Origin of the sequence: Novosphingobium sp. CCH12-A3 (assembly GCF_001556015.1) — a bacterium.
GTDB lineage: Bacteria > Pseudomonadota > Alphaproteobacteria > Sphingomonadales > Sphingomonadaceae > Novosphingobium > Novosphingobium subterraneum.
This window is the reverse complement of record NZ_LSIA01000193.1, coordinates 1-20,197: the sequence shown is the minus strand read 5'-3', so window position 1 is coordinate 20,197 and position 20,197 is coordinate 1. Positions and strand designations below refer to the sequence as shown.

General features: G+C 63.9%; 15 protein-coding genes. 3 read left to right on the top strand and 12 right to left on the bottom strand.

Annotated features, from left to right (window positions below; translation table 11 throughout):
* Positions 1 to 9: 9 nt before the first annotated feature.
* From AX703_RS14675 to AX703_RS14665, 3 genes are read right to left on the bottom strand one after another with little or no spacing between them, the layout of a single operon-like run.
* Positions 10 to 1,644 (bottom strand): carboxyl transferase domain-containing protein, encoded by a 1,635-nt coding sequence (locus tag AX703_RS14675; protein ID WP_062345089.1) that lies wholly within the window; start codon positions 1,642 to 1,644, stop codon positions 10 to 12.
* Complete coding sequence (locus AX703_RS14670) at positions 1,641 to 2,627, bottom strand: alpha/beta hydrolase family protein (protein WP_062345087.1); 987 nt, start codon at positions 2,625 to 2,627, stop codon at positions 1,641 to 1,643. The genes AX703_RS14675 and AX703_RS14670 overlap by 4 nt, the downstream gene beginning before the upstream one ends.
* A gap of 33 nt (positions 2,628 to 2,660) precedes the next feature.
* Positions 2,661 to 3,824 (bottom strand): isovaleryl-CoA dehydrogenase, encoded by a 1,164-nt coding sequence (locus AX703_RS14665; protein WP_062345109.1) that lies wholly within the window; start codon positions 3,822 to 3,824, stop codon positions 2,661 to 2,663.
* Positions 3,825 to 3,924: 100 nt separating this feature from the next.
* Between AX703_RS14665 and AX703_RS14660 the strand changes: the two genes are divergently transcribed.
* Positions 3,925 to 4,782, top strand: coding sequence for a LysR family transcriptional regulator (locus tag AX703_RS14660; protein WP_197423732.1), 858 nt, complete (start codon positions 3,925 to 3,927; stop codon positions 4,780 to 4,782).
* Here AX703_RS14660 and AX703_RS14655 read toward each other — a convergent pair.
* Together AX703_RS14655 and AX703_RS14650 are read right to left on the bottom strand one after the other, a co-directional pair.
* Positions 4,775 to 5,356: a murein L,D-transpeptidase catalytic domain family protein gene (locus tag AX703_RS14655; RefSeq protein ID WP_231735554.1), complete on the bottom strand. Its 582-nt coding sequence runs from the start codon at positions 5,354 to 5,356 to the stop codon at positions 4,775 to 4,777. The genes AX703_RS14660 and AX703_RS14655 overlap by 8 nt on opposite strands.
* A 182-nt stretch (positions 5,357 to 5,538) precedes the next feature.
* Positions 5,539 to 6,729 (bottom strand): cytochrome P450, encoded by a 1,191-nt coding sequence (locus AX703_RS14650; protein WP_062345083.1) that lies wholly within the window; start codon positions 6,727 to 6,729, stop codon positions 5,539 to 5,541.
* 106 nt (positions 6,730 to 6,835) lie between these two features.
* Between AX703_RS14650 and AX703_RS14645 the strand changes: the two genes are divergently transcribed.
* Positions 6,836 to 7,720, top strand: coding sequence for a helix-turn-helix domain-containing protein (locus tag AX703_RS14645; RefSeq protein WP_197423731.1), 885 nt, complete (start codon positions 6,836 to 6,838; stop codon positions 7,718 to 7,720).
* Between the two features lie 125 nt (positions 7,721 to 7,845).
* Positions 7,846 to 8,493 (top strand): alpha/beta hydrolase, encoded by a 648-nt coding sequence (locus AX703_RS14640; protein ID WP_039333817.1) that lies wholly within the window; start codon positions 7,846 to 7,848, stop codon positions 8,491 to 8,493.
* A gap of 3 nt (positions 8,494 to 8,496) precedes the next feature.
* Here AX703_RS14640 and glgX read toward each other — a convergent pair whose 3' ends face one another.
* From glgX to AX703_RS14605, 7 genes are all read right to left on the bottom strand, one after another.
* Positions 8,497 to 10,263: a glycogen debranching protein GlgX gene (gene glgX, locus AX703_RS14635; protein WP_082734611.1), complete on the bottom strand. Its 1,767-nt coding sequence runs from the start codon at positions 10,261 to 10,263 to the stop codon at positions 8,497 to 8,499.
* Entirely contained in the window at positions 10,260 to 11,888 is a 1,629-nt protein-coding gene (locus tag AX703_RS14630) for an alpha-D-glucose phosphate-specific phosphoglucomutase (protein ID WP_062345079.1), read from the bottom strand. Before AX703_RS14630 ends, glgX begins: the two co-directional genes overlap by 4 nt.
* Complete coding sequence (gene glgA / locus AX703_RS14625) at positions 11,885 to 13,363, bottom strand: glycogen synthase GlgA (RefSeq protein ID WP_062345077.1); 1,479 nt, start codon at positions 13,361 to 13,363, stop codon at positions 11,885 to 11,887. Before glgA ends, AX703_RS14630 begins: the two co-directional genes overlap by 4 nt.
* A complete protein-coding gene (glgC, locus tag AX703_RS14620; RefSeq protein ID WP_082734610.1) occupies positions 13,360 to 14,619 on the bottom strand; it encodes a glucose-1-phosphate adenylyltransferase in 1,260 nt (419 codons plus the stop codon). Before glgC ends, glgA begins: the two co-directional genes overlap by 4 nt.
* 16 nt (positions 14,620 to 14,635) lie before the next feature.
* On the bottom strand, positions 14,636 to 16,801 hold the full coding sequence (gene glgB, locus AX703_RS14615) for a 1,4-alpha-glucan branching protein GlgB (protein ID WP_062345075.1): 2,166 nt from the start codon (positions 16,799 to 16,801) through the stop codon (positions 14,636 to 14,638).
* Positions 16,798 to 19,221, bottom strand: a complete 2,424-nt coding sequence (locus tag AX703_RS14610; protein ID WP_062345073.1) for a glycogen/starch/alpha-glucan phosphorylase — start codon at positions 19,219 to 19,221, stop codon at positions 16,798 to 16,800. The genes glgB and AX703_RS14610 overlap by 4 nt, the downstream gene beginning before the upstream one ends.
* Positions 19,222 to 19,521: 300 nt before the next feature.
* Positions 19,522 to 20,061, bottom strand: a complete 540-nt coding sequence (locus tag AX703_RS14605; protein ID WP_062345101.1) for a cytochrome b — start codon at positions 20,059 to 20,061, stop codon at positions 19,522 to 19,524.
* Positions 20,062 to 20,197 lie beyond the last annotated feature (136 nt).

Below are 20,197 nucleotides of genomic sequence, written 5' to 3'. Positions count from 1 at the left end.
TCGCCTCCATCACATCCTGAACACGCCAAAGCGCGGAGCATCGGCAATCGGCGCTTCCAGACAAGCCTCCAGCGCCAGCCCCACCACGTCGCGCGTCTGCACCGGGTCGATCACGCCATCGTCCCACAGCCGTGCCGTGGCGTAGTAGGGATTGCCCTCGTCCTCGTACTTCTGGCGGATCGGCGCCTTGAAGGCTTCGGCTTCCTCAGGCGTCCACTTGTCCGCATCGCGGTGCACCGTCGCCAGAACGCTTGCCGCCTGCTCGCCACCCATCACGCTGATGCGCGCATTGGGCCAGGTGAACAGGAAGCGCGGCTGATAGGCTCGGCCACACATGCCGTAGTTGCCTGCGCCGAAGCTGCCGCCTATCAGCACGGTGATCTTGGGCACCTGCGCTGTCGCCACTGCGGTTACCAGCTTGGCGCCGTGCTTGGCGATGCCCTCCGCCTCGTACTTGCCGCCGACCATGAAGCCAGAGATATTCTGCAGGAATAGCAGCGGGATCCGGCGTTGGCAGGCCAGTTCGATGAAGTGCGCCCCCTTCTGCGCGCTTTCCGAAAACAGCACGCCGTTGTTGGCAAGGATCGCCACCGGTGCCCCGTGGATATGGGCAAAGCCGCAGACCAACGTGGTGCCATAGAGCGCCTTGAACTCGTGAAACTCGCTACCGTCGACGATCCGCGCGATCACCTCGTGGACGTCGTATGGAGCGCGCACGTCCTCGGGGATGATCGAGTACAGCTCTTCCGCAGGATACAAGGGTGCCCGCGCCCCCGCGAAGGCGGGGGCCTCAGGCCGTAGCGCGCCACCGACTGAGGCTCCCGCCTTCGCGGGAGCGCCCAGGTGCGATACGATGTCGCGCACGATTGTCAGCGCATGCTCGTCATTGTCGGCAAGATGATCGACCACACCAGACTTGCGTGCGTGGAGGTCTCCGCCACCCAGCGCTTCGGCGGTGATTTCCTCACCCGTCGCCGCCTTCACCAGCGGAGGGCCCGCAAGGAAGATCGTCCCCTGTTCGCGCACGATCACCGTTTCGTCGGACATGGCCGGCACATAGGCTCCGCCGGCGGTGCAGGACCCCATCACGCTGGCAATCTGCGGGATGCCCCGCGCGCTCATGTTCGCCTGATTGTAAAAGAACCGGCCGAAATGGTCGCGGTCAGGGAAGACCTCGGCCTGGTTGGGCAGGTTGGCGCCGCCACTGTCGACGAGGTAGATGCAGGGCAGCCGGTTCTCCTGTGCAATCTCCTGCGCGCGCAGGTGCTTCTTTACCGTCATCGGGAAGTAGGTACCACCCTTTACCGTCGCGTCATTCGCAAAGACCATGCAATTGCGGCCCGATACACGGCCAATGCCCGCGATGATGCCTGCGCCGGGCACCTCGTCTCCGTACATCCCGTTGGCGGCAAGCTGGCCGATTTCGAGGAACGGCGAGCCCGGATCGAGCAGGCGCTCAACGCGGTCGCGCGGGAGCAGTTTCCCGCGCGATACGTGGCGTTCTCGGCTGCGCTCGTCACCACCCAGCGCGGCCTTTGCCACCCGCTCACGCAGCTCCCGAGCCAAGGCCCGGTTGTGCGACGCGCGGGCTCTGGCTTGGTCAGAGTTCAGATCGACGTTGCTGGAGAGGACCGGTGCGCTCAACGCGTGCTGCCTTTCAGGTGCTTGGAGAAGAAGGGCAGCACATGCGTGCGGAAACGCTCCTTCACCCGGTTGCCGTGGTCGCCCACATAGATTTCCCAGTCGTGCGCTATGCCGAACCGGGTCAGGGTTTCGTGGATCAGTTCATCGTCAGCGCGCACGAAGTCGGTATCGCCGGTATCGATGGCGATGCCGCTCATGCGGCGCAGCGAGGGGAGGTACTGTGAAGCCATCGCTACGGGCGAATTTGCGGCCCATTTGGCGATGACCAGATCGTTCACCTTGCCATCGCTGGTGCCCAAATCGGCATAGAACGGAGGCTTGGTGGGATTGGGTGACCAGGCCGTGGCCACCGCGAAGTTGCCCCGGCTCATCCAGTCCGCCGTCAGTGCCTGATCGACCGACCAGCCTTCGTACTTCGGATCGGCTGAAGATGCCGGGCGCGGAATCTGGCAGCACGGGTTCATCGCGTAAAGCGCGCCGAACACGTCTGCGCGCTTCATGCCGAGCTTCAGCGTGCCGTAGCCGCCCATGGAATGCCCGGAAAGGCCGCGCGCCTCGCGCGAAGGGATCGTGCGAAAGTGCTTGTCGGTCCACGCCACCAGGTCTTCGGCGATGAAGTCCTCGAAGTTTCCGACCGTGGGAGAGTTCGAATACATCGAACCGCCCCACTTGGTCATGCTGTCGGGCACGACAATGATTGCTTCCGTGCCAGAGGCCTTCAGCGCGGCATCGAAGTCATTGCGCTCGACGTACTGGTCTGCGGTCGAATTATACCCATGCAGGAAATAGACGACCGGATAGCGCCGGCCCTTGGACTTGTCATAGCTGTCCGGCAGGAACACGTAGACCGTGCGATCGGCCGAATTGCCCTCTAGATTGCCTTCGACTGCGGCGCTGTGAACGGTCGCCTTCTCCATCCGGGCCATCGCCGGGTTGGCGATCCCGAGCAGGGCAGCACAGGCAAGGAAAGCTTTCAGGCGCATGGTTCTCTCCGCAAGATTGTTATCGTCTGCAGATCAGCGCGCTCCAATAAGCTCACGACCGATCAGCATCCTGCGGATTTCATTGGTTCCGGCACCAATGTCCAGCAACTTGGCGTCGCGCAGGTAACGTTCCACCGGCCAGTCCTTGGTATAGCCCGCGCCGCCCAGCGCCTGTACCGCTTCGCCCGAAACGCGGAAGGCATTCTCGCTGGCGAGCAGGATCGCGCCCGCAGCGTCAAAGCGCGTGGTCTGCCCGGCGTCGCAAGCCTTGGCCACGGCATAGACATAAGCGCGAGCCGACTGGATGGCGACGTACATGTCGGCGACCTTCGCCTGCATCAGCTGGAAGGTGCCGATCGGTTGGCCGAACTGCTTGCGCTCGCGCACATAGGGGATGACCGTGTCGAGACAGGCCTGCATGATGCCGATCTGCATTCCGGCCAGCACCACGCGCTCGTAATCGAGCCCGCTCATGAGCACGCCGACACCACCGTGGAGCGGACCCATCACGTTCTCTTCCGGCACAAAGCAGTCGTCGAACACCAGCTCGCAGGTGGGCGAGCCGCGCAGGCCCATCTTGTCGATCTTCTGCCCGATCGAGATTCCGGCCATGTCCTTCTCGATCAGGAACGAGGTAATGCCGCGGCTGCCCGCTTCGGGCGAGGTCTTGGCATAGACCACCAGCGTATCGGCATAAGTGCCGTTGGTGATCCAGAACTTGGTGCCGTTGAGGCGGAAGCCGCCTGCAACCGGTTCGGCACGCAGCTTCATCGAAACGACGTCCGACCCGGCGCCCGCTTCCGACATCGCGAGGCTGCCGACATGTTCACCGGAGATCAGCTTGGGCAGGTACTTCGCCTTCTGCTCGTCATTGCCCCAGCGGCGGATCTGGTTGACGCACAGGTTCGAGTGCGCGCCATAGGACAGGCCGACCGAGCCCGATGCGCGGCTGACTTCCTCGACCGCAATGACGTGATCGAGATAGCCGAGGCCCAGTCCGCCGAACTCTTCCTCGACCGTGATGCCGTGCAGGCCCAGCGCACCCATCGGCTCCCACAGCTCGCGCGGGAAGCGGTCGTTGCGGTCGATCTCGGCGGCGAGAGGCGCAATCTGCTCGTCGGCAAAGCGACCCGCAGCCTCGCGGATCATCAGGGCGCTTTCGGTCAGGCCGAAGTCGAAATCGGGCGTGGCGCGCATCTTGGGCATCCTCTGCAAACTTGTCGGGGCGAAGGATACCATCGTAGAACCATCGCTCAAAATTGATTTACATCGGGGTTTGCGATAGGTTTTTCCTATGATGAAGCGCACCCATCTCCGGCAGTTCCTGGCCGTGGTCGAGACCGGGAATTTTACCCGTGCGGCCGAGCGTCTGGCAATCTCGCAGCCGACATTGTCCGCCGCCATTGCCGAGCTTGAGCGCCTTGCCGGAACGCGGCTGTTCCTGCGCGAGCGGCGGCAGGTCCGCCTGACCGAAGCAGGCGCGCGGCTGGTCAATCACGCGCGTGCCATCGAGCGGGAATTCCGCGCAGCCGAAGCCGCCTTTGCCGAAGCGCCCGTGCCGCTCAGCCCCTTGCGGCTCGGAGTCCTGCCCTCGATCACCACGCTTGCGCTTTCCAGTCTTGCCCGCCGCCATGCCGGACCGCAGCCGCTGACCATGGCCGAAGGCACTGATGCGGAACTGCGCCGCAAGCTGGGCGAGGGGCAGGTCGACGCCATTCTGACGCTGATGCGGCCGGAAGACGCGGACAGGCCTTCGCTGCCGCTGCTGGAGGAAGGCTATCGCCTGCTCCTGCCCGAAGGACATGCCCTTGCCGGAGCGAGTTTGCTCGACGCCAGCGACGTTGCCGCGGAAACTATGATCGCCCGCCGCTCCTGCGAAATCCTCGGCGAGACCAGCCGCTGGTTCACCCAGCGCGGCGTGCGCCCGCCCTTCTTCCTGCGCTCGTCCAACGACGATCGCTGCATCGAGATGGTGAGGGTCGGAATGGGCGTGACGACCGCGCCGCAGTCACTCGCCCGGGACGGCGTCGTCGCGGTGGCGCTGGCCGATTACGATTTCCGGCGCACCATCGTGCTGATCGCTGCGCGCGAGCGTCCGGATCTGGTCGAAGAAGGCAGTGCGCTGGCCGAAGCCGCGCGCGCCGCGTTTACTTGACGGCGTAGAGCAGGCGCCCTTCGCCCAGCCGCTCGAGCACGCCGCTGATGTCGCTGTTCGAAAACGCGAAGCAGCCCTGGCTCCGTCCGATGCGGCCTTGCGTTGCGGCCATGTCCTCGCTGACATAGCTCGCCGCGTGGATCACGATACCGCGCTCGAGCGCGGCGCTGTTGGCGTCTTCAAGCCCGATCAGGCGGCGCGAACGGCCATGCTTGCCGTAATAGGTCACGCCGGTGAGGAAAGCGCCGGGGCTCGAGGCGTTGGAGCCATAGGCGTTCGAAAACCGCTGTACCCAGCCGCTGTTCGCCGGATCCGATCCGCTGCCGTGCGAGACGAGGTGCGAGGAGACGAGCTTGCCGCCTGCGACATCGACAAGATGGAAGCGAGCCTCGCGCGAGGCCTTGCCGAAATCGACCAGACCGACGAGATCACGATGGCGGATATGCGCGCCATGCGCATCAAGCGCGGCAATCGCGCGTTGCACCAGCAACGGCGGCGTCGGCCGGGCGAACGGCGAGACTTCCGGCTCTTTCACAGGTGTTACTGCCATCGCCGGCTGGCCCGAAACCGCCATGCTACCCAGCGTTGCAACCATGGCGCCCAAAAATTGGCGCCGATCAGGAACCATTATGCGAGACCCCGGTTATCGTCCATTGGGCCTCAAAATGTATGCGGTACATCACATCTGCAAGAGGGGCGGCCCGGCCTTGCGACGAGTCGTGCATGACCCGCCACCTGCCGAGCCGCCGGGTTAGCTTAGCCCGCCTTCTTCAGCCGCAGCGCTTTCGGACTGCGGAAGTTCGAGGATGAAACCCAGTCGAGCTTCTCATCCACCCGGGTGAAGTCCGGCACGACCTTGAGCAGTTCCTCGTAGGCAATCTGCGTCGCCAGCCGCCCGATCATCGAACCTAGGCAGGCATGGACGCCGCCGCCGAACCCGAGGTGCCGCTTCGCCTTGAGGGTAATGTCGTAGACGTCCGGATTGTCGAACATCCGCTCGTCGCGATTGGCCGAGCCATAGGCGAGGATCACCGCATCGCCCGCCTTCATGACCTGCCCGTGCAATTCCACGTCCCGTGTCAGCGTCCGCTTGAAGCGCTGCGCCGATGTGTTGAACCGCAGCGATTCCTCGATCGCGTCCGGGATCAGCGAAGGGTCGGCGACCAGCGCGCGCCGCGCCTCCGGGTAATCGGCGAGGTTCAACCCGAACATCGCCATGAAGCCCGAAAGGCTCTCGATCCCGGCCATGATCAGCGTGGTGACCGTCAGCTGCACTTCCTTGTCGAGCAGCTTCTCGCCGTCGATCTCGGCGGTGATGAAGTTCGAAAGCAAGTCATCGCCCGGGTTGGCCTTGCGCGCCGCCACCAGCTTTTCCGCATAGTCCGCCATCCAGTGGAACGCGGCGAGGTGTTCCGGTCCCTTCTTGCGCGTCACCGGATCGGTCTGCACCATCAGCACGGCGTTGTGCCGCACGAGGTCGGCGTTCTCCTCGGGCAGTGCGAACAGGTAGAACAGCAGGTCCACCGTCAGCTTCGAGGTATAGTCTCCGACAAGGTCGAACACCGGCTTGTCGGCAATCGCGGCCAGATGCGCGCGGGCCGCTGCCCTCGCAGGCTCGACGATGTGCTCCAGCGCGCGCTTGGTCACTGCCGACTGGATCAGCGCCCGCAGGCGGTCGTGGCGCGGCGGATCGCTGGAGCCCAGCGTCGATCCGGCGCGGCCCGGAAACTCGTCCACCAGGTTGCCCTGCGCGGAGGAATAGGTTCGCCAGTCCTGCAGCGCGTTGAGCACATCGGAATAGCGCGAGAGCACCCACTTCCCGGCCTCTTCGGACCAGAAGCAAGGGTATTCATCGCGCAACATCTTGTAGGCCGGGAACGGATCGGCATCGGTTGCCGGGGAATATGGGTCAAAGCGAAACGCGGGCCGCTCGATGACGGTAGCCATGACAGGTCTCCTCTCCTGATTGATGCTGCATGCAAAGCGCAAATGGCGCGACGCACCGCGCGCGCAAAAACTTGCACTTTTCGCGCAGCCTGCGAGATTGCGGCAGATGCGGAAGGAAGGCTTCAGTCGCTACACGCTCTACGGTGAGGAGGGGATTTCCCTGCCGCCGGAGTTCGTCCATCTCGAACGCATCCGCGATCGTGCCACCTTGCGCGATTGGACAATCGATCCCCACGCGCATCCCCACATGCTGCAATTGCTGGTGGTGGAGAACGGCGGCAGCGAATTGCATGGGGAGTGCGCTGTCCAGAGCTTCGCAGCTCCGGTTCTGGTGATCGTCCCGCCCGCCTGCGTGCACGCCTTCCGCTTTGATGCAGGTGCCGAAGGCTGGGTGTTGTCCGTCGCTGCCGACCTCGCCAACGATCCGCGTCTCAGGGGCTTGCTCGGCAGCATGGAAGCGCTTGGCGGCAGTGCCTTGGCTATATCACTCGCCGCCCACCCCCTGATACTCCAGCGCCTTGCATGGTTGCTGGGGGATCTTGGCCAGCGCCTGGGGCAGGAGGATCAGGTCGGCCCGACACTGCTGGCCCAGGTCGCGCTTATCCTTGCCACGGCCATCGAAGCGGGCACAGGCAACCTCGATGCGCCGGCCGATGGGCGCGAACCCCTTGTCGCCCGCTTCAGGGCACTGGTCGAGCGGCACTATCGCGAGCATCTGCCCGTTGCCGACTACGCCGCCCGATTGGGCACGACCACGTCAACCTTGACCCGCGCCACGCGAGCGCTGGTCGGAAAGCCGCCTGCCGAGATCGTGCATGATCGCCTGGTCCTCGAAGCTCGCCGCAATCTTGCCTTCTCGGGGGCCAGTGCGGCGCAGATCGCCTATGCCTTGGGCTTTGCCGACCCGGCCTATTTCGCCCGCTTCTTCAAGGCGCGGACCGGGCAGACCACCACAGCCTTCCGCCGCGCACGAAGCTCCAAAGGCGCGTAATCAGTCTGACGCAAACGGCCTGCAATCCGGCGCACACCTCTTGTCTATCAAATTAGTTGAGTTATCTCTGCTGAATGTCGGGACGTAATCCGAGTCGACCGGCCTTCCTTTTCTGGAGACAGCACATGACTCACCAACGCTCGTTCGCGGGGCAGGACCCGCTTGTCCTTACCGTTCCCGGCCTCGGCAACAGCGGCCCCGGCCACTGGCAATCGCAGTGGGAGCAGGACCTGCCCGATTGCGAGCGCATTGATCTCGGCCTGTGGGACGACCCGCATCGCAATACCTGGGTCAACAAGATCAACCTCGCCGTGCACAAGGCCGATCGTCCGGTCGTGCTAGTCGCTCACAGCCTGGGCTGCCTGGCGGTCGCCTGGTGGGCCGAGTTCGAAAAACCTGCAGACGGAAGGGTTCTGGGCGCATTGCTCGTTGCCCCGCCCGATGTCGAAGTTCGCCCGATCGACCGTCGGCTTACCCGTTTTGCGCCGTTCCCGCATGGAGAGCTGCCGTTCCCGTCGATCCTCGTCGCCAGCAGGAACGATCCTTACATGGGCATCGGGCAGGCCCGCCAGCTCGCCCAGGCGTGGGGCAGCCGCTTCGCCGACGCAGGTGAGGTCGGGCACATCAATGCTGAATCCCGCCTCGGTGAATGGACGTTTGGTCGGCTGCTGCTGAACCAGCTCCTGCCCAGGCCGGTCACGCTGGAAAGCGGTGAGCGCGTGCCGCTCGGCTCCTTTCACCCCGACCGCGCATTGCGCCGTCTGGGGGCATGATGATCAGGCCGGACCGGCGTTCGGTCCGGTCCGGTCTATAAGAAGGCAATAGTCCGGGCCTTCCCACGAGAATCCGCGGGTCTGCGGCCATTCCCAGTCTCCCGGATGCATGGGCGCCCCATCCAGCCGACGCCATTGGCCGTTTTCTGAGAAGCGCACAAATGCGCTCGATCGTTCGTTGCGCCACGCGGCCAATCCGAAGACAAAGCTCTCGAGGTCGCGGTCACGGCCTTCCCAGTCGATCCAGGTGATCGCATTGTCCTGCGCATAGGCGTTGTTGTTGCCGAGCTGGCTGCGGCCGAACTCGTCCCCGGCGGTCAGCATGATCGTTCCGGTCGAAACGAACAGCGTGCCGAGCATGGCGCGGGCAAAGGCAGAGCGCCGGGCGAGGACTTCCGGATCTTCGGTCATGCCCTCGGCGCCGTTGTTCCAGCTGAAGTTCTCGCTGTGTCCGTCGCGATTGTCCTCGCCGTTGGCGTTGTTGTGGCGGTGCTCGTAGGCCAAGGTGTCGGCCAGCGTGAAGCCGTCGTGCGCGGCCAGGAAGTTGACCGAGCGGCAGTCTTTCCCGAACAGATCGGAGGAACCGGCAACGCGCGTGGCCAGCACGTCAACGCCAGCCTCGCCTTTCCAGAACCGGCGCACGTCATCGCGATACCTGTCGTTCCATTCGAGCCAGCCCGGCGGGAAACTCCCCAGTTGGTACCCGCCGGGGCCAACGTCCCAAGGCTCGGCGATCATGACGCGGTCGGCCAGGAGTGGATCGGCGGCAATCTCGGCAAAGATCGGAGCATCGGCGGCAAAGCCCGGGCTTCTTGCGAGGATCGGGGCGAGATCGAAGCGGAAGCCGTCAACGCCGCAGTGGCGGACGAAGTGCCGCAGGCTATCGAGCGCCAGTTGGCGCACCGCGGGATTGCCGAAGTCAAGGGTGTTGCCGCATCCAGTGTCGTTGATCAGTCTGCCGTCAGACGCTTTGGCATAGGCTCCGTCGTCCAGCCCGCGCAGCGACAGGACCGGCCCGAGCACGTCGGACTCGCCGCTGTGATTGAGTACGATGTCGAGGATCACGCCGATCCCTTCGGCGCGCAGTGCGGCAACGGTTTTGCGCAGTTCGGCAACGCCGCCGGGGCACAGCCGCGGGTCCAGCGCCATCATCGCCACCGGGTTATAGCCCCATGCATTGCTGAGGCCGAGCGGCGGGAGATGCCGCTCATCGATCCAGGCGACCACCGGCATGAGTTCCACGGCGGAAATGTGCAGGCGCTTGAGGTGCGCGATCACCGCCGGATGCGCGAGCGCGGCGACAGTGCCGCGCAATGCCTCGGGCACATCTGGGTGCAGCTTGGTAAAGCCGCGCACGTTGAGCTCGTAAATCAGGCCTCCGTGCCGGAATAGCGGCGGTGCAGGGGTAGCCGGTTCGTAGAGGCCTATCACCGCCTTCGGCACAATCGCCGCCGTATCCACGCCACAGGCCGACAAGCTGGCGTCGTAGGTGAAGGGGCGGTCGAGTTCGATGGCGTAAGGATCGACCAGGAGCTTGGCGGGATCGAACCACTGGCCGGCCGCCGGATTCCACGCTCCCGAAGCGCGGTAGCCATAACCCATGCCGCACAACGCGCCGGGCAGTTCGGCCGTCCAGTTCTCGCCCACGCGCGTCATGGCCACGCGCTGTTCAGGCTCGCCGTCAAACAGGCAGAGCGTCAGGGCTTCGGCATGCGGCGAGCGGACGGTGAAGCGGGTTTTGCCGTCCGTGATCTCGACGCCGGGCGTCACGTCACCACGTCGGGCGCAGTCCGTCCGGTGTGCCGCGCAATCCCGGCGATGGCATCGGCTGCCGCGATCAGGTCGGCCAGCATGTCGGGCGTTTCGCGATCGAGGTCGCCGCCAACCGGTTCATAGCGTTCGAGGTAGACGCGCAAGGTCGCCCCTTCGGTACCGGTGCCGGAGAGGCGGAAGACCACGCGCGAGCCGCCCGCGAACATCACGCGCACGCCCTGGTTGCTGCTGGTAGAGCCGTCGACCGGATCGAGGTAGGAGAAGTTGTCGGCCTGGGCGACTGCGAGCGATCCGAAAGTCTGGCCCGGTAGGCTTTCGAGTGCAGCTTTCAGTTTCGCCATCAGCGCGTCGGCCTTGTCGGTCGGCAGCGCTTCGTAATCGTGGCGGGCGTAATAGTTGCGGCCGAACTTCGCCCAGTGCTCGCGCGCAAGCTGGTCGACGCTGATCTTGCGGACGGCAAGGATGTTGAGCCAGAGCAGTACGGCCCACAGGCCATCCTTCTCGCGCACGTGATCGCTGCCGGTCCCGGCGCTTTCTTCGCCGCAGATCGTGGCCATGCCGGCATCCAGGAGGTTGCCGAAAAACTTCCAGCCGGTCGGCGTCTCGAAACAAGGCAGACCAAGCGCTTCGGCAACGCGATCAGCCGCGGCGCTGGTGGGCATCGACCGGGCAATCCCCTTGAGGCCGCTCGCATAGCCCGGTGCAAGATGTGCGTTCGCCGCAAGCATGGCGAGGCTGTCCGAAGGCGTGACGAAGCGGTGACGCCCGACGATCAGATTACGGTCGCCATCCCCGTCCGATGCTGCGCCGAAATCGGGCGCGTCAGCACCGAACATCGTCTCGAACAGCTCATGCGCGTGGACCATGTTCGGATCGGGGTGATGCCCGCCAAAGTCCTCCAGCGGAACGCCATTGCGTACCGTGCCCTTGGGAAAGCCCAGACGGCCTTCTAGGATTTCAGTGGCATAAGGGCCGGTTACGGCGCTCATCGCATCGAATGCCATGGTGAAACCGGCGCTGACATTGGCGCGGATGGCGGCGAAGTCGAACAGCTCTTCCATCAGCTCGGCATAGTCGGCCACGGAATCGATCACCTCGACAGTGAGGTTGCCAACCTGCGTCGTGCCCTGCGTGTCGAGATCGACATCGGGGGCATCGACGGTCAGCCAGCGGTCGATGGTCCGGGTGCGGGCATAGATTGCCTCGGTCACGCCTTCGGGGGCAGGGCCGCCGTTGGCAATGTTGTACTTGATGCCGAAGTCTTCGTCGGGCCCGCCAGGGTTGTGGCTTGCCGAAAGGATCAGGCCACCGCTGGCGCCGTACTTGCGGATCACGTTCGATGCGGCGGGGGTGGAGAGGATGCCGCCTTGGCCGACCAGCACCTTGCCATAGCCATTGGCCGCGGCGATGCGGATCGCTTGCTGGATCACGGTGCGATTGTGGAAGCGACCGTCACCGCCGAGGACCAATGTGCTGCCCGGCTCCCGCTCGACCACATCGAACACTGCCTGGATGAAGTTTTCAGCGTAGCCCGGCTCCTGAAAAACCTTCACCTTCTTGCGCAGGCCGGAAGTGCCGGGCTTCTGGTCGGAGTAGGGCGCCGACGGTACGGTACGAGTCATTGGTCCTCCGCGATGAGGGCGGCATAGAGGTCCGCATAGGCCTTGCCGGAGCGGTTCCAGGAGAAGTCGGTCTTCATTCCGGCGCGCTGCATGGCACGCCAGGTATCGCGTTGCCAGTAGAGTGTGACAGTGCGGCTGATGGCATCGGCAAGGCTCGCATAATTCACGCCATCGAACTGCACACCCGTCGCCACGCCGCCCATCACTGCCGCCAGATTGGCGTCGATCACGGTGTCCGCAAGCCCCCCAGTCCGCGCCACCACCGGCACGCACCCATAGGCAAGGCCATAAAGCTGCGTCAGGCCGCAGGGCTCGAAGCGCGAAGGCACGAGGATCGCATCGCCACCACCCTGCATGCGGTGCGAAAGGCCCTCGTCATAGCCGATCCGCACACCGACCTTGCCGGGGTGGCGCATGGCCGCGGCGTGGAAGGCGTTCTCCATCGCCTTGTCGCCGGAGCCGAGGAGGGCGAGGCGCCCGCCGATGCCGACGAGGTGGTCGATGCACTCGAGAAGGACGTCGATGCCCTTCTGCCAGGTGAGGCGGGTGACGGCGATGAAGATCGGGCCATCGCTCGCTTCAAGTCCGAATTCTGCCTCGAGCGCGCGCTTGTTGGCTACCCGTTTGCCCAGGGTGAGTTGCCCGTTTGCCTTCGAGAGTTGCCCATATGCCTGCGGGAGTTGGATATCGGTTGCCGGATTCCATTGCACGGTGTCGATGCCGTTGACGATGCCCGTCACCCGATCGGCTCGACTGACGATAAGTCCTTCCAATCCCATGCCAAATTCGGCGGTGCGGATCTCGCGCGCATAAGTCGGGCTCACCGTGGTGATCATGCTCGCCGCCTCGAGTCCTGCCTTCAGGAAGCCGACGCCGCCGTGATATTCGACCCCGTCCATTGCCCAGGCATGGGGCGGCAAACCGAGCGCCGGGAAAACGTCCGCGCCGTAGTGCCCCTGGAACGCCATGTTGTGAATGGTCATTACCGAGGGCACGCGCTTGCCACCGTCAGGCGGTGAAAAACGCAGGTATGCCAATGCCATGGCCGCCTGCCAGTCATGCGCGTGGACCAGGTCAAACGCGCGTCCCTTGACCATGCCCCCACCAACATCCGCCGCCGCCCGACCGAATGCGGCAAAGCGACGCCAGTTGTCGGCCCAGTCGCGGCCCGAAGAGTCGACGTACGGGTTGCCATCGCGCTGAAAAAAGGCTGGTGCATCAAGGACTAACAACGGGTGGCCGTCGATCTTGCCGCCGACCAGCCGCGCGTTTTCGCCCAGCAGGTTGTCCCAGGTATGCAGCGCTCGAGGGCGGGAAAGCGCCTTCATCACTGCCGGATAGCCCGGAAGAAACGTCGTCATTTCAACGCTATGCGGCGCAACCGCAGCAGGCAGCGCTCCTGCCACGTCGGCAAGGCCGCCGGTCTTGACCAGCGGCACCGCCTCGGAGGCAACGGACAGGACCCTGATCGTCATGCCAGCCGGTCGATCATCCGCTTGGTGATGAGGCAAACCCCGCTTTCGGAGCGGCGGAAGCGGCGGGCATCGAGTTCCAGATCCTCACCCACGACGAGGCCTTCGGGAATGCGCACGCCGGAATCGAGAATCACGCGGCTGAGCCGGGCGCCGCGCCCGATGTTGCAATAGGGCAGGATCACCGCTTCCTCGCAGGAAGAGAACGAGCCCATTTTTACCCCTGTAAACAACAGGCTGCGCCGGGCGATGGCGCCGGAGACGATACAATCCTGTGAGATCAGCGAGGAGATCGCCATGCCGCGACGGCCATCTTCGTCGTGCACGAACTTGGCCGGCGCGGCGATGATCTGGTCGGTCCAGATCGGCCAGTCGCGGTCGTACATGTTGAGCTTGGGCACCGTGTCGGTAAGATCGAGATTGGCCTCGAAATAGGCGTCGATCGTGCCGACATCGCGCCAGTATTCCTCGATTTCCTCGGCCGCACGGATGCAGGAATTGGTGAAGCGATGTGCCACCGCCTTGCCGTTCTTCACGATCTTGGGGATGATGTCATTGCCGAAATCGCGGCTTGAGTTCGGGTCGTCAGCGTCTTCCTGCAGCATCTGGAACAAGAACTTCGTCTCGAAGACATAAATGCCCATCGAAGCCAGCGCCATTTCCTCGTTGCCGGGAATGCCGGGAGGATCGGCAGGCTTTTCAATGAAGTCGGTGATCGTGTCGTGCTTGTCCACGGCCATCACGCCGAAGCCGGTGGCTTCCATGCGCGGCACCACGAGACAGCCGATGGTGACGTCTGCGCCGCTGTCGACGTGCTGGCGGAGCATCAGCTCGTAGTCCATCTTGTAGATGTGGTCGCCAGCGAGGATGACCATGTACTTGGGCGCATAGGAGGCGATGATGTCGATGTTCTGGAACACGGCATCGGCAGTGCCTTCGTACCAGTGATCTTCCGAGACGCGCTGCGAGGCGGGCAGGATGTCGAAGCTCTCGTTGCGTTCGGGACGCATGAAGTTCCACGCGCGCTGCATGTGGCGGATCAGCGAGTGCGCCTTGTACTGCGTGGCGACGCCGATGCGGCGGATGCCCGAGTTGATCGCGTTGGAGAGGGCAAAGTCGATGATGCGTGATTTGCCGCCGAAGTAGACCGCAGGCTTGGCGCGGTTGTCGGTCAGTTCCTTCAATCGGCTGCCCCTGCCGCCAGCCAGGACATAGGCCATCGCATCGCGGGCCAGTGGCTGAGAGTAAGTTTCGCGCATCCCCTGTTCTCCGTTCTTATCCCTGGAATTCGAGTATCAGCGTGGCCAGTGGTGGCAGCACCACGAAGGCGGCACCGCCTTCGGCCGTGACCTGCCCGAGATTGCCGATCCCGCTGCCGCCGTAGTCCTGCGCATCGCTGTTGAGCACTTCACGCCATTCGCCGTCGTGCGGCAGCGGCAGGCGGTAGTGGTCGTGCACCTGCGGCGTCATGTTGCAGATCACCGCGATGGGCCTGGCATCGGGAGCCTTGCGCAGCCAGGCGAAAACCGAGGCCTGTGCATCGTCGACGACCAGCCATTCGAAGCCATCCGGCTCGCAATCGCGGGCATGGAGGGCGGGGCGGGTTGTATAGACGCGATTGAGATCGCGGACCCAGCGGCGGACGCCTTCATGGGCCGGGGCATTCAGCAGGTCCCAGTCGAGCGAGCGGGCCTCGCTCCATTCCCTTCGCTGCGCGAATTCCTGCCCCATGAACAGCAGCTTCTTGCCGGGATAGCCCCACATCAAGCCGTAATAGGCGCGCAGGTTGGCGAATTTCTGCCAGTCATCGCCGCCCATCTTGTTCAGGAGCGAGCCCTTGCCGTGGACGACTTCGTCATGGCTGAGCGGGAGGACGAAGTTTTCGCTGAAGGCGTAGGTCAGCCCGAAGGTGATCTCGTTGTGGTGGTACTGCCGGTGGATCGGGTCACGCGCCATGTACTGCAGCGTGTCGTGCATGAAGCCCATGTTCCACTTGAAGCCGAAGCCAAGATGCTCACGCGGGGCCTCGTCGAACGCTGGTTTGCTGACGCCGGGCCAGGAGGTGGATTCCTCGGCGATCGTCAGGAAGCCGGCGTGGCTGGCATAGACCGCGCGATTCATCGCCTTTAGGAATTCGACCGCTTCCCAGTTCTCACGCCCGCCTTCGGCATTGGGGATCCATTCGCCCGCCTTGCGCGAGTAATCGCGGTAGAGCATCGAGGCGACGGCATCCACGCGCAAGCCGTCGACGTGGTAACGCTCGGCCCAGAACAGCGCATTGTTGACGAGGAAGCTGACGACTTCGCGGCGGCCGAAGTTGTAGATCAGCGTGTTCCAGTCAGGATGAAAACCGAGGCGCGGGTCTTCATGTTCGTAGAGCGCGGTGCCGTCGAAGCGGACGAGGCCGTGTTCGTCGGTGGGGAAGTGGGCAGGTACCCAGTCAATCAGCACCGAAACGCCGGCGCGGTGCGCACCGTCCACGAAGCGCGCGAAGCCCTCTGGCGGGCCGAAGCGGGCCGAAGGGGCATACAGGCCGGTGGTCTGGTAACCCCATGACGGATCGTAGGGGTGTTCCGAGACGGGCAGGAATTCGATGTGGGTGAAACCCATCTCCGCGACGTAGGGGATCAACCGGTCGGCCAGTTCGTCCCAGGTGTAGAAGCCCTCGTCATGCGGCTTCTGCCAGGAACCCGGATGGACCTCGTAGATGGACATCGGCTGGCGACGAGCATCGACGCTGGCCCAGTGGGCGCGGTGGTCGGCATCGCCCCAATCCATCTTGACCGGGTGCGCTGTGATCGAGGCCGTGCTGGGGCGGAATTCTGCGGCTTGGGCGAAGGGATCCGCTTTCAGGGGCAGCGCTGTGCCGTCGGCGCCGATCACGTGGTATTTGTAGGCGCGGTGTTCGCCGATGTCGGGGATGAAGATTTCCCACACGCCGATGTCGGCACGGCGCCGCATCGGGTGGCGACGCTGGTCCCAATCATTGAAGTCACCGACAACGCTGACGACCTGCGCATTCGGCGCCCAGACCGCGAAGTGGACACCGCTGGCGCCCTCATGGTCGATCAGGTGGGCGCCCAACTTGTCGAACAGGCGGTGATGGGTGCCCTCGGCAATAAGGAAATCGTCGAGCGGGCCTAGGACAGGGCCGAAGGAGTAAGGATCGGTTACCAGCCATTCGTGCGTGCCTGCCGTGCAGGCGTACCGAACCGGCTGCCGCGGGCCCTTGACCTTCCCTTCGAACAGGCCGCGCCCGTCGACCCGCGTCAGTTTGCCGAGCCTCTTGCCGGAGAGTGACCATGCCACCGCATCTTCGGCACCGGGCAGGACCGCGCGGGCGAATGCGCCCTCTGGTCCTTCGTGGATGCCGAGAAGCGAGAAAGGATCGGCGTGCGTCCCGTCAAGCAGGGCATCGATGGCGCTCGCCGGTGGCTTCATGCTGGCTCTCGGACCCCCCAGATATCGCGGGCGTACTCGCCGATCGTGCGATCGGACGAGAACCAACCTACGTTGGCAATGTTGCGGATTGCCGAAGCGCGCCACGATGCCTGCTGTTCCCAGCGGCGGTCGATGTTGCGTTGGGCGGAATGGTAGGCGTCGAAGTCGGCCGCGACCATGAACCAGTCGTGGTCATAGATCCCGCCCATGAGCCCGGCGTAGCGCTGCGGATCGTCAGGCGAGAATACCCCGGTGGCGATGGCGGCGATGGCCTGCTGCAACTCGCGCGAGGCTTCGATGACTTCACGCGGGTTGTAGCCGTTGGCGCGCTTGTCCTCGACCTCTTGCGCGGTCAGGCCGAAAATCTCGATGTTGGGATCGCCGACGCGATCCTTGATCTCGATGTTCGCTCCATCGAGCGTGCCGATGGTCAGAGCGCCGTTCAGTGCAAACTTCATGTTGCCGGTGCCCGAGGCCTCCATGCCGGCGGTGGAGATCTGCTCGGACAGATCGGCCGCCGGAATGATCCTCTCGGCGAGGCTGACATTGTAGTTCGAGACGAACACCACCTTGAGCAATCCGCCGACGGAAGGATCGGAATTGACGCGGCGGGCGATGTCGTTCGCCAGTTTGATTATCAGCTTGGCATTGTGGTAACTCGAAGCTGCCTTGCCGCCGAAGATCTTCACGCGCGGCACCCAGTCGCGTTCCGGGTGGCTGCGGATCTGGTCGTAGAGAGCAACCGTCTCGATCAGGTTGAGCAGCTGGCGCTTGTACTCATGGATGCGCTTGATCTGGACGTCGAACAGGGCATCAGGATCGAGGCGGACGCCCATCAGGTCCTTGATGTGCTTCGCGAGCGCGATCTTGTTGGTGCGCTTGACCTCGGCAATGCGTTCGCCGAGCGCGGCATCGTCAGCCAGGGCGTTGAGATCGGCAAGCTTTTCGGCATCGTCGAGGAAGGCCGGCCCGATCGCGTCCTTGAGGACTGACGTCAGGCCCGGGTTGCACTGCTGCAACCAGCGGCGCGGGGTGACGCCGTTGGTCTTGTTGTTGATGCGGGTGGGGTAGAGCTTGTGCAGATCGGAGAAGACGGTGGTCTTCATCAGATCGGTGTGCAGCGCCGCCACCCCGTTGACGCTGTGCGCGCCGGTGAAGGCGAGGTTGGCCATGCGCACCCGCCTTTCGCCGCCCTCGTCGATCAGGCTGATCGCGGCGATTGCGGCATCGTCCATCCCGGCCTTGCGAGCTTCACGCAGGACGCGGCTGTTGATGGCGTAGACGATCTGCATGTGACGCGGCAGCAGGCGCTCGAACAGCGGCAGCGGCCAGGATTCCAATGCTTCGGGAAGGAGCGTGTGGTTGGTGTAGGCGACGGTCGCCTTGGTGACTTCCCACGCCTCGCTGAACTCGAGCCCGTGCACGTCGACCATCAGGCGCATGAGTTCGGCGACGGCAACCGCAGGGTGCGTGTCGTTGAGCTGGATCGCGGCCTTTTCGGGCAGGCTGCGGATGTCGCCATGATATTGGACATGGCGGCGGACGATGTCCTGGATCGAGGCGGAGGTGAAGAAGTACTCCTGCCGCAGACGCAGTTCCTGGCCGGCGGGCGTGGAGTCAGCGGGGTAGAGCACGCGCACGAGGCTGTCGGCACGGACCTGTTCGGCAAGCGCACCGAAATGGTCGCCGGCGTTGAAGGCATCGAGCCGCAGGGGATCGAAGGCGTGGGCGGTCCACAGGCGCAGGGTATTCACGCGCTTGCCGCGCCAGCCGACGACCGGGGTGTCGACCGCGCTGGCTTCGACCTTCTCAGCCGGGCGCCATTCGACCGCATCGCCATTGGCGACGACTTCGCCGCCGAAGCCGATGATGTAGGCGCTTTCGCGACGATCGAATTCCCAAGGGTTGCCGTGGCTGAGCCAGGTTTCGGGCAGTTCGACCTGCCAGCCATCGTCGATCCGCTGGCGGAACATGCCGTTCACGTAGCGGATGCCGTAGCCATAGGCGGGGATGTCGAGGCTGGCGAGGCTCTCCATGAAGCAGGCGGCAAGACGGCCTAGACCGCCATTGCCCAGCGCTGCGTCGGGCTCCAGGTTCTCCAGCGCAGAGAGGTCGAATCCGTGGTCGCGCAGGGCCTTTTCCATTTCGCGCGTGAGGCCCATGTTGGAAAGGGCATCGCGCAGCAGGCGGCCGATCAGGAATTCCAGGCTCAGGTAGTAAACCCGCTTTCCGCCCTGCTCATAGGTCTTGCGGGTGGAATCCATCCACTGGTCGATGATTGCATCGCGAAGGGTCAGGACAGTTGCGGTGTACCAGTCATGCGGCTTGGCGGCGCGTTCATCCTTGCCGACGCGGTGGCGCAGCACGTCGATGATCTTTGCGTCGATCTCGCTTGCGCCTGATTGTTTCATGATGCTCATCGCACAAGTCCCACCCTGATTGACGCCAGATGCGCGCTGCTGAGGACAGCGAGCGCCCAGCGTCTGTTGTACCGACCTGTCAGGACAGCGTGCCGCGCTCCACCTTGCCGCGGAGGATGACTGTCGCAGCGCCTTGCATCACACTCTCGAGCAGGACGGTAGGCGAGGCTTGGGCGCAAGGGCAAGCGTGGAGTGTGAGCCAAGTCAGTCATGGCAGAAATCCGTCGCCCCCCCCATGCACGTTTCGATAGGGCTAGTACGTGTTCTGCCTCGCTTTGTCGGTCAGAATACGTCTGCGCTTCAGAGCATGCGGCGCAAGACATTGTCCTTGATGACAAAATGATGATGAAGCGCCGCCGCAATATGCAGAATCACAAGGCCTGCCATCAGGAATCCGAGAACTTCGTGCCCTTCATGCGCGGCTTCGGCGAGGGCAGACCCCTTGGCGACCGGAAGCTTCGGCCAGTCAAACAGGCCGTAGATCGAAAGGGGATACTTGCCCGCCGAGGAAAAGATCCAGCCTGTAAACGGCACGACGATCATCAGGGCGTAAAGCGCACCATGCGTCAGGCGCGCCACGCTTTGCTGGAGCTTCCCCATGGTTGCCGGCCATGCCGGCATGGTCCAGGTGAAGCGCCAGGCGAGCCGGGCGAGCGAGAGAAACAGGATGAGGATGCCGGTGGCCTTGTGTGCAGGGAAGGGCTGCCAGATATCTTCGATGGCCTCGCCGAAGATCCCGGTCAGGATATTGAACAGAACCAATGCCGCAATGACGGCGTGAAACAGGCGCGCAACTGCATTGTACCGGACGAGATCGTGCGTGCCAGATAACGTGGCCATGACCATTCCCCTCGACTTGATCTGGAGCCACGATAGTGCGCAGTCTTTCGCTCGTCACGTATCCGATTGTCGCAGGGCACCTAAGAGCCCGATCCGAAACTAAGTTGAGTGGTATCAGTGGGTTAGCTTGACGACC